Annotated in this window: 6 protein-coding genes and 1 rRNA gene; 4 read left to right on the top strand and 3 right to left on the bottom strand. The window is 48.5% G+C overall.

Annotated elements, in window-relative coordinates; translation table 11 throughout:
- Positions 1-4: 4 nt before the first annotated feature.
- Positions 5-118: ribosomal RNA gene (gene rrf, locus CSQ88_RS13685) — 5S ribosomal RNA — on the top strand.
- Positions 119-282: 164 nt separating this feature from the next.
- Here the strand turns inward: rrf and CSQ88_RS13680 are convergent.
- The gene (locus tag CSQ88_RS13680) at positions 283-1,329 is read right to left on the bottom strand and encodes a glycosyltransferase family 1 protein (protein WP_099398648.1); all 1,047 of its coding nucleotides are present in this window, start codon (positions 1,327-1,329) and stop codon (positions 283-285) included.
- Positions 1,326-2,144: a UDP-2,3-diacylglucosamine diphosphatase gene (locus tag CSQ88_RS13675; protein WP_099398647.1), complete on the bottom strand. Its 819-nt coding sequence runs from the start codon at positions 2,142-2,144 to the stop codon at positions 1,326-1,328. Before CSQ88_RS13675 ends, CSQ88_RS13680 begins: the two co-directional genes overlap by 4 nt.
- A 114-nt stretch (positions 2,145-2,258) precedes the next feature.
- Here CSQ88_RS13675 and CSQ88_RS13670 point away from each other — a divergent pair, with 114 nt between their 5' ends.
- Complete coding sequence (locus CSQ88_RS13670) at positions 2,259-2,465, top strand: DUF1289 domain-containing protein (protein ID WP_205836497.1); 207 nt, start codon at positions 2,259-2,261, stop codon at positions 2,463-2,465.
- Positions 2,466-2,539: 74 nt separating this feature from the next.
- Here CSQ88_RS13670 and CSQ88_RS13665 read toward each other — a convergent pair whose 3' ends face one another.
- Positions 2,540-4,498 (bottom strand): DUF2298 domain-containing protein, encoded by a 1,959-nt coding sequence (locus tag CSQ88_RS13665; protein ID WP_099398646.1) that lies wholly within the window; start codon positions 4,496-4,498, stop codon positions 2,540-2,542.
- Between the two features lie 359 nt (positions 4,499-4,857).
- Here CSQ88_RS13665 and CSQ88_RS13660 point away from each other — a divergent pair, with 359 nt between their 5' ends.
- Positions 4,858-6,858: a site-specific recombinase gene (locus CSQ88_RS13660; protein ID WP_099398645.1), complete on the top strand. Its 2,001-nt coding sequence runs from the start codon at positions 4,858-4,860 to the stop codon at positions 6,856-6,858.
- Positions 6,848-7,432, top strand: coding sequence for a 2OG-Fe(II) oxygenase (locus tag CSQ88_RS13655; protein WP_099398644.1), 585 nt, complete (start codon positions 6,848-6,850; stop codon positions 7,430-7,432). The genes CSQ88_RS13660 and CSQ88_RS13655 overlap by 11 nt, the downstream gene beginning before the upstream one ends.
- Positions 7,433-7,455 lie beyond the last annotated feature (23 nt).

The raw sequence follows: 7,455 nt of genomic DNA, 5'->3' as shown, positions 1-7,455 counted from the left end.
AAAGTCTGGCGACCATAGCGAGGTGGTCCCACTCCTTCCCATCCCGAACAGGACAGTGAAACACCTTAGCGCCGATGATAGTGCAGATTACCTGTGTGAAAGTAGGTCATTGCCAGACACCCCATAGTGAAACCCCGATATCGAAAGATATCGGGGTTTTTGCTATGCGCCGAAGAAATGTGACTACCGCGTAGCGAGCAACTACCCGTGGTTTGCGTGTTGGGACGCGATAAAGCTGCTAACCCAACCTGCACAACCTACAACCGTCATGCCTTTTATGTTTTATTCACCCGTGTTTGCAAGGCTGAGTGCTAGCTCGTTTTGGGCTGTGGGTGTGAATGGGTGCAGGTGCGCCAGAAACTGCTGGCTGGCTGCGGCCCATGAGAATTTTTCTGCGTGTTTGCGTACTTCTTCGCGGCTTAATTTTAAAGAGTCTAAGCAGGCTTTTTGCAAATCAGCATTAAGTGCTCCAGGGCCATCTGCGCCAATCACATCAATCGGGCCGGTAACTGGGTAAGCGGCTACGGGGCAGCCGCAGGCCATTGCTTCGAGCAAAACTAAACCGAAAGTATCTGTTTTTGATGGGAAAACAAAAGAATCAGCCGCGTTATAAACTTTGGCAAGCTCTTCCTGGCTAAGCACGCCCAGCCAGTTGATATCAGGATATTTTGCTCGTAACTGTGCGGCCGCAGGACCATCTCCGCATACCCACTTAGAGCCGGGTAAATCGAGCTCTAAAAATGCTTCTATGTTTTTTTCTACGGCTACACGGCCTACATAGACAAAAATCGGGTGGCGGGTTTGCAGGCGATCTCTGTCGCCCGGGCTGAATATTTTGAGATCTACGCCGCGAGACCACATCACTACCTTTTTAAAACCGCGCGCCTCTAAGTCTTTGACTACAACCTGGGTTGGGGCCATGACGGCTTCTGCTGCATTATGAAAGCGGGCCAGCCAGGCGTAAGTCCATGAAAGAGGAATACCAATACGCAGCTGCACATACTCTGGGAAACGTGAGTGATAGGCCGTGGTAAAGGGGAGTTTGTTGCGGATGCAATAGCGGCGTGCAGACAGCCCTAATGGCCCTTCGGTGGCGATATGGATAGCGTCTGGCTTGAAGGTTTTAATGCGCTGCGCAATTTTTCTGCCGGGAAACATGGATAACTGAATTTCCGGGTAGGTAGGGCAGGGAATGGTTTTGAATTCGAGGGGGGAGAGCACGTCAACGATGTGACCAAGATGCTCCAACTCTTGCCGGGTTTGCTTGAGGGTGCGAACCACGCCGTTTACCTGAGGTTCCCATGCATCCGTCACAATCAAAATATTCATGCTGTCAGTCCTTCGAAAAGGGGTGAATTAGGTGCGTACAGGTTGATAAGCTCTGTTTGCTGCTCATGAAAGAATTTTTGCCAGGTAAGGATGCGTAATTCACCTGTTGGTAATTCAACGAGGGCGGTCAGGCTTTCTACCCAGTCGCCATCATTACAGTAGAGCACGCCATCAATTTCACGCATTTCTGCTTTATGGATATGCCCGCAAATGACGCCATCCAGGCCGAGTGCTTTGGCTTCGGCTGCGACTGCGGTTTCAAAATTGGATACAAAACTCACTGCCGATTTCACTTTATGTTTCAGAAACTGCGACAGAGACCAATAACCCAGACCAAACCTTGCACGGGCCCGGTTAAACCAATGGTTTAGTTTCAATGTAATGGTATAGAGGCGGTCACCGACAATTGCCAACCATTTTGCGCATTGCACAACGCCATCAAAGCGATCGCCATGCAACACCAGAAAGCGTTTACCATTGGCCATGGTATGGATGACTTCATCTTCGATGATGATTTCCCCGAACATCAGCCCTAAAAACTGCCTTGCACCTTCGTCATGGTTGCCGGGGATATACGTTACCCTGGTGCCTTTACGGGCTTTTCTAAGGATTTTCTGGATAACATCATTGTGGCTTTGTTGCCAGAACCATGAGCGTTTTAAGGCCCAGCCATCGATAATGTCGCCAACCAAATAAAGATGATCGGCATCACAATGCTTGAGAAAATCGAGTAAATAAGCAGTCTGGCAGCCTGATGTACCAAGATGGAGGTCAGAGATCCAAATGCTGCGAAACTTGAGAGTGCTCTCCGACATACAGGTAGGCTCTGGTGGGGGATGATCAAATCATGCCGGTTGTTTGTGACAGATCAGTGATAGTGATGTTTGACTGTAATTAGTGATTACTTTCCACCACAAGGAGAACGAATATTGGAAAAAAATCGCCCTGATTCACCATGTATTGCCGTTTGTTCAACCGCGCTTGGGGATGAAATTTGCCGTGGATGTGGCCGTAGCGTCGTCGAGGTATCGACCTGGGTCATGATGAGTGATGAAGATAAAAATAAAATATGGGCGCGTTTGGAAGAGCAATGGCGGCAAGGCGGCAAGGTAGCGCCTTGGCTTAGGGAAGGGTGATGATTTCTATGCAGGCGGGAACCCGGCGGCCCCGAATTCCCAGCTGCTGAGAGGAAGATTGCGGCTTTTTGGGCTTAGGAGCGCCGCTCCCAAACACCATATTCAACGCCGTTTTCTATCACTAAAGCACGCCATGTATAGTGGGGCTCCAGCTGAGCCCTCAGCTGGGAGAATGCTGCCGGCCCGCGGGTTTGATCAAAGCGGCTCCACACGATATAGCGAATGTTCTGGCTGTTGAGCCATGCTTCTGCATTGGGAAGAGATGCATGATAAAAGGCACGGATCTTGCCAGCTTCTGCCTGAATAAAGGGGGCCTGATTACGCCACAGGCTTTCATGATCTGGCCAGCCCAGTGCCGCAGGATGGCCGCTGTGCAGGGCAAAAGCACTGGCTGGTGTGTAAGAGCCTGCATCTAGCCCTTCCAGTACCACGCCTTTTTCTGCCGTACGCAGGTGATTCAAAATTGCTCTGTGGGCGAAGTCATTTTTTAACCAGCCATCCCCTGCAAATTGGCCTGCACTGGTTTTTGGGTGATAGCGCCAGTATTGAGCCTGAGGCAGAGTATAGGCGCAGACGGCGATAAGGGGGATTGCAGCCAGATATTGTTGCCAGCGCTTAGGGCTGCTGAGGGCAATTGATCCCAGCAGTATGAGTGCGGCAGGGTAAAGCCAGGACCACCATTTTAAGGTTGAGTTAAACCGGTTATAGGCGCCTGAGAGCGGATCATCGATAAACACGAACTCCATCAGTGCCAGCAATAATAAAACGCCTGCCCCGCTCCAGAAGGCCAGCCGGTTTTTTCTTCCCTGACTAAGTGCTAAAACAGCCAGCAGCAAGACCGGCCACCAGATGGCCAGGCCCTGGCGTAATGGGGTGTGATCCTCTGCTGCAACTAAGGCAAAGCCAGCAGATAAGGCATTGGGCGCGTAGCTATTGATAAAGGGGTAGAGTAAACCCAGAGCGCAAACGGCCCCGGCGATTAAATATTTTAGGTAATAAAATTGCTGGCCTGCCCGGCGATAGACGCACCATCCCAATACCAGCAAGCCCTGCAAGGGCAGATTCCAAGCATTTACTGCAAGCAATAGTGGCACACTTGCACCTAAAGCAAAGGCGAGTGGCTTTGCTTTAGCCTCATTTTCTAAACGGATGATCAGAGCGAGCGCAAAAAAGAGCAGGGCAAAGCCTGCGAGGGGAGGGTGTAAATCACCGAGGTAGATGTAATAAGACAGCGTTTCCAGTGGTAATTCTCTCGCTGCGACCCCTTCGGTTTTGGGAAAGAGTGCCTGGCCTGCTGCGGTATTGATCTGCTGATCATAGAGCCCCGCAAACCGGGTATTCGCCCAAAGGTGGGTAATGACGGCCTGATCATTGCTTGCGGGCTCAAAAAGCACAGGGAGAAGTGGGGCGACCCCTGTGCCACCGACTAAGAGCGCAGCGATGAGCAAGCCTTTTTTCCAGCGCGCTGCAATAAAGTGGCTGGTGATGCTCCAGGCTAGGCTGATGGTCAGTGCGATCGTCAGGCAAAACCCAAAGTTCATGGCCCGCCCTGCATCCAAGGCTAATACACGCCCCATTAAGGCGGTGGCGTAGTGTAAAAAGCCGTAGTAAATATCGAAGCGGTAAGCGGGTAACCAGACATCCACCGGGGGTAGCTGCGTGCCACTGATATAGTTGGATACAAAAGCCAGATCAGTAAGGTGCTCTGATTGGCCATCAATATCGGGGAAGACAAAGCGCCAGGCAAACACATAGGCAAAGGGCAGCCAGAACGGCAGCTCATCCCGCCAGCCACCCGTTTTCCAGTGCTTAAACAAGAGCGGAACACTGAGTAAAGTGCTGATTGGCCAGATCCAGCTTAAGCGCCCAAGACCAATGAAATGCTCAATAAAAAAGAAGCCCGTCAGCAGAGTAAGCGTTCCGGCTGCTCTTGCAAGCTGTGCATCTGCAAAGTAATTACTAAAGAGGCGGCCAAGAGCGGCTAAGTTCACCAGTAAAATAGCGGCTGTCAGCATCAGGTAAATCAAATGCATCGCTTGCTTCCTTATCAGTCATTTCTGACAGATTGTACATAAGTGCAAGCTTAAAATGATTTAATGCTTAGGCAAGGTCTGTTTTTGCTGACAAATCTATTCACTGTATTGCCTGGCTGTAGTTAAGCTAAGTGAGTACTGGGTCGCTATAAAGATGAAAAGGGGAAAAAGGCGGCTTGCCAACAGGGCTTGATTCCCGTCCAATTCACATTAAACAGATGATTAGGGGCACTATCTCTGCCAGAGACAGGTCAACCGGAAACATCAAATTAAAAATGCTTAGAGGATCTGCAGTGCAACAGCCTGAGAGGGATGCGGTGCTTTAAGCACTCTGTAATGAATTGAACAAAGAGTACTGAATGGAAAAAATACTGAAATCGATGCAGGCCGCTACGGTGGATCAGGCTTTCGGGCTGCTTTGTCAGCTGATAGCTGCATTGCGCCCCGCTAAAGCTGAAAACACCACTCAGGCTGTTAATAATATTCAGGCCTTGTGTTATTTGCTGGAACAGCATATTGAATTGCGCACGGCTTTACGCCGCCATTTGCTGCATTTGCTTTCAACAACAAAGCAGGTTCATCTTTATACCGATACTGGCATTCTTTCAAATGAAAGCCTTTATGATGCACTGGTGCGGCGAATTGGCCATAGCCTGCTGCCGCCGACGGTTAATTTATCCTCATTAAAAGATTTATTTGGCGCTGCATTTAATCGCCATGATGATTACGTATGGTTTGGCAATGTGCCGCACGAGGTGTGGCAGGATTTAGGCAATGCACTGCATTTTCATGATGAAACAGACAGAGACAGTATTAATCTGACTTTAGTGCAAATGCTGGAAGCGATTCAGGTTTTATCCTGCCGTGTTTCAGCAATAGGGCTTGAGCCGGAAATTGTAAAAAACCATCCGGATATCGAACGTTTTGAATCGCCTTTTGTGCGGCAAAATGTAGAAACACTGGCCTGGATTGAGCGTTACCGGCAAGATTTAATTCATGATGGCAAGCCTAGCGAGGATGATTTGCAAATCCGAGTATTGCTGGCGCAATGCGAAGAAGTGATTGCCAAAGTACGCAAAAATGCGGCTAAGCAAGGCGTGTCGGTGAGCTTAACGTATTTGCTTATCCGCTTACGCCAGCATATTGATCGTTTGAAAACTTTACTGACTCTGGCTAATCCTGATCCATCGCCAGAAAAATCAAAAACGCTGCTTAATACCCTGCATGCTTTTGTAACGGCAGAAAATCGAAAATATAGTTTAAAGGACCTTTTCGCAGAAAATACCGAATTACTGGCTTTGCAGGTCACAGAGCATGCCAGCCATACCGGCGAGCACTATATCGCTGAAACGCGCCGTGACTGGGTGGGAATGTTTAAATCGGCGGCCGGGGCAGGGATTATTGTTGGCTTTATGGCCATGCTGAAAATTCTGATTACCAAAGCACATCTGCCTTTATTGCTGGAAGCAATTGCATTTAGTTTGAACTATGCGTTTGGTTTTATGTTTATTCATATCATGCACTTTACTGTGGCAACCAAGCAGCCCGCGATGACGGCCGCTAAAATTGCCGCATCAATTCATTCTTCTGCAAAGCAAAAAGACAGCCTAGGTGAATTGGTTGAGCTGATTGTTAAAGTTTTCAGAACACAATTTGTAGCTATTGCGGGTAATGTTTTACTGGCCATGCCTGTGGCATTGCTGATTGGTATGGCCTGGCAATGGCAATTGGGCGAGGCTTTTGTAAATACTGACAAAGCTAATCATTTGTTGCAGGATTTAAGCCCAATTGCCAGCCTGGCTATTTTTCATGCCGCTATAGCTGGTGTGTGTTTGTTTATGTCGGGGTTAATTTCTGGTTATTACGATAATAAAGCGATTTATAACGATATACCTGAGCGAATTGCTGCGCTGCCCTGGTTAAGTCGTTGGTTTGGAGCGGCCAGAACACAAAGAATAGCCAATTATATTGAGCATAATTTAGGCGCTTTGGCTGGTAATTTTTATTTTGGGATTATGCTGGGATCGATAGGTACAATTGGTGCATTACTGGGCTTACCCATTGATATTCGGCATATTACATTTTCATCGGCTAATTTTTCTTTTGCCTTAGTTGCGCAAAATTTTCAGATGGATTGGCATGTCGTGGTGATCTCGCTGCTTGGCGTAGCGCTGATTGGGATGACCAATCTGGTGATGAGCTTTACTTTAGCGCTTTGGGTTGCACTGCGTTCACGTAAGTTGTCTTTTGGTCAGACCCGGCCATTATTAGGCCAGCTTATGCGCCGCTTTTTGAAACAGCCGGCAGATTTTTTTATCCCTACAAAAGACGTAGTATCAGGCGAAACAAATGGGCATTGATTTAATTCTTGATGATTTGGCAGAGCATGGCTTTACGATTGTTCCTCATTTTTTAGACAGCACTGAAGTGCAAATTCTGGCTTCGGCAATGCAGGAGCGGCGGCATTTATTTTATCAGGCAGGGATAGGCAGAAAAGAAGGCCATATCGTGCAGGAGCAAATCAGGGGCGATAATATTTGCTGGATTGATGCGAATGATCCGATTGCTGCCAGGGCATTAAGCCAGCTGGATGAATTAAAGCAAAGCCTGAATGCCGCATTGTATTTGGGATTAGATGAGCTGGAATGCCATTTTGCTGCTTATCCCGTTGGCAGTTTTTATGCACGCCATCTGGATCAGCACCGGGGTGAAGACAGCCGGGTTGTAACGGTTGTTGTATATCTTAATCCGGAATGGACAGAACAGGATGGCGGAGAATTGCGTTTATATTTAGACGAGCACCGCCATTTGGATATCCTGCCTCAGGGTGGCAAGCTGGTGATTTTTTTATCCAATCGTTTTGAGCATGAAGTATTAATTAGCCAGCGGGAGCGTTTATCTTTAACCGGATGGTTTCGCCGCAGATCTATGTGATTCAGCGCATAGCGGGGGCAGGG

The organism is Iodobacter sp. BJB302 (assembly GCF_002735645.1).
Classification (GTDB): Bacteria; Pseudomonadota; Gammaproteobacteria; order Burkholderiales; family Chitinibacteraceae; genus Iodobacter.
The sequence above is the reverse complement of the archived record's forward strand: the minus strand, read 5'-3'. Positions and strand labels throughout refer to the sequence as shown.

Coding starts and splice junctions, on each gene's coding strand:
- CSQ88_RS13680 (WP_099398648.1), bottom strand. CDS start 1,329: ATGAATATTTTGATTGTGACGGATGCATGGGAACCTCAGGTAAACGGC.
- CSQ88_RS13675 (WP_099398647.1), bottom strand. CDS start 2,144: ATGTCGGAGAGCACTCTCAAGTTTCGCAGCATTTGGATCTCTGACCTC.
- CSQ88_RS13665 (WP_099398646.1), bottom strand. CDS start 4,498: ATGCATTTGATTTACCTGATGCTGACAGCCGCTATTTTACTGGTGAAC.
- CSQ88_RS13660 (WP_099398645.1), top strand. CDS start 4,858: ATGGAAAAAATACTGAAATCGATGCAGGCCGCTACGGTGGATCAGGCT.
- CSQ88_RS13655 (WP_099398644.1), top strand. CDS start 6,848: ATGGGCATTGATTTAATTCTTGATGATTTGGCAGAGCATGGCTTTACG.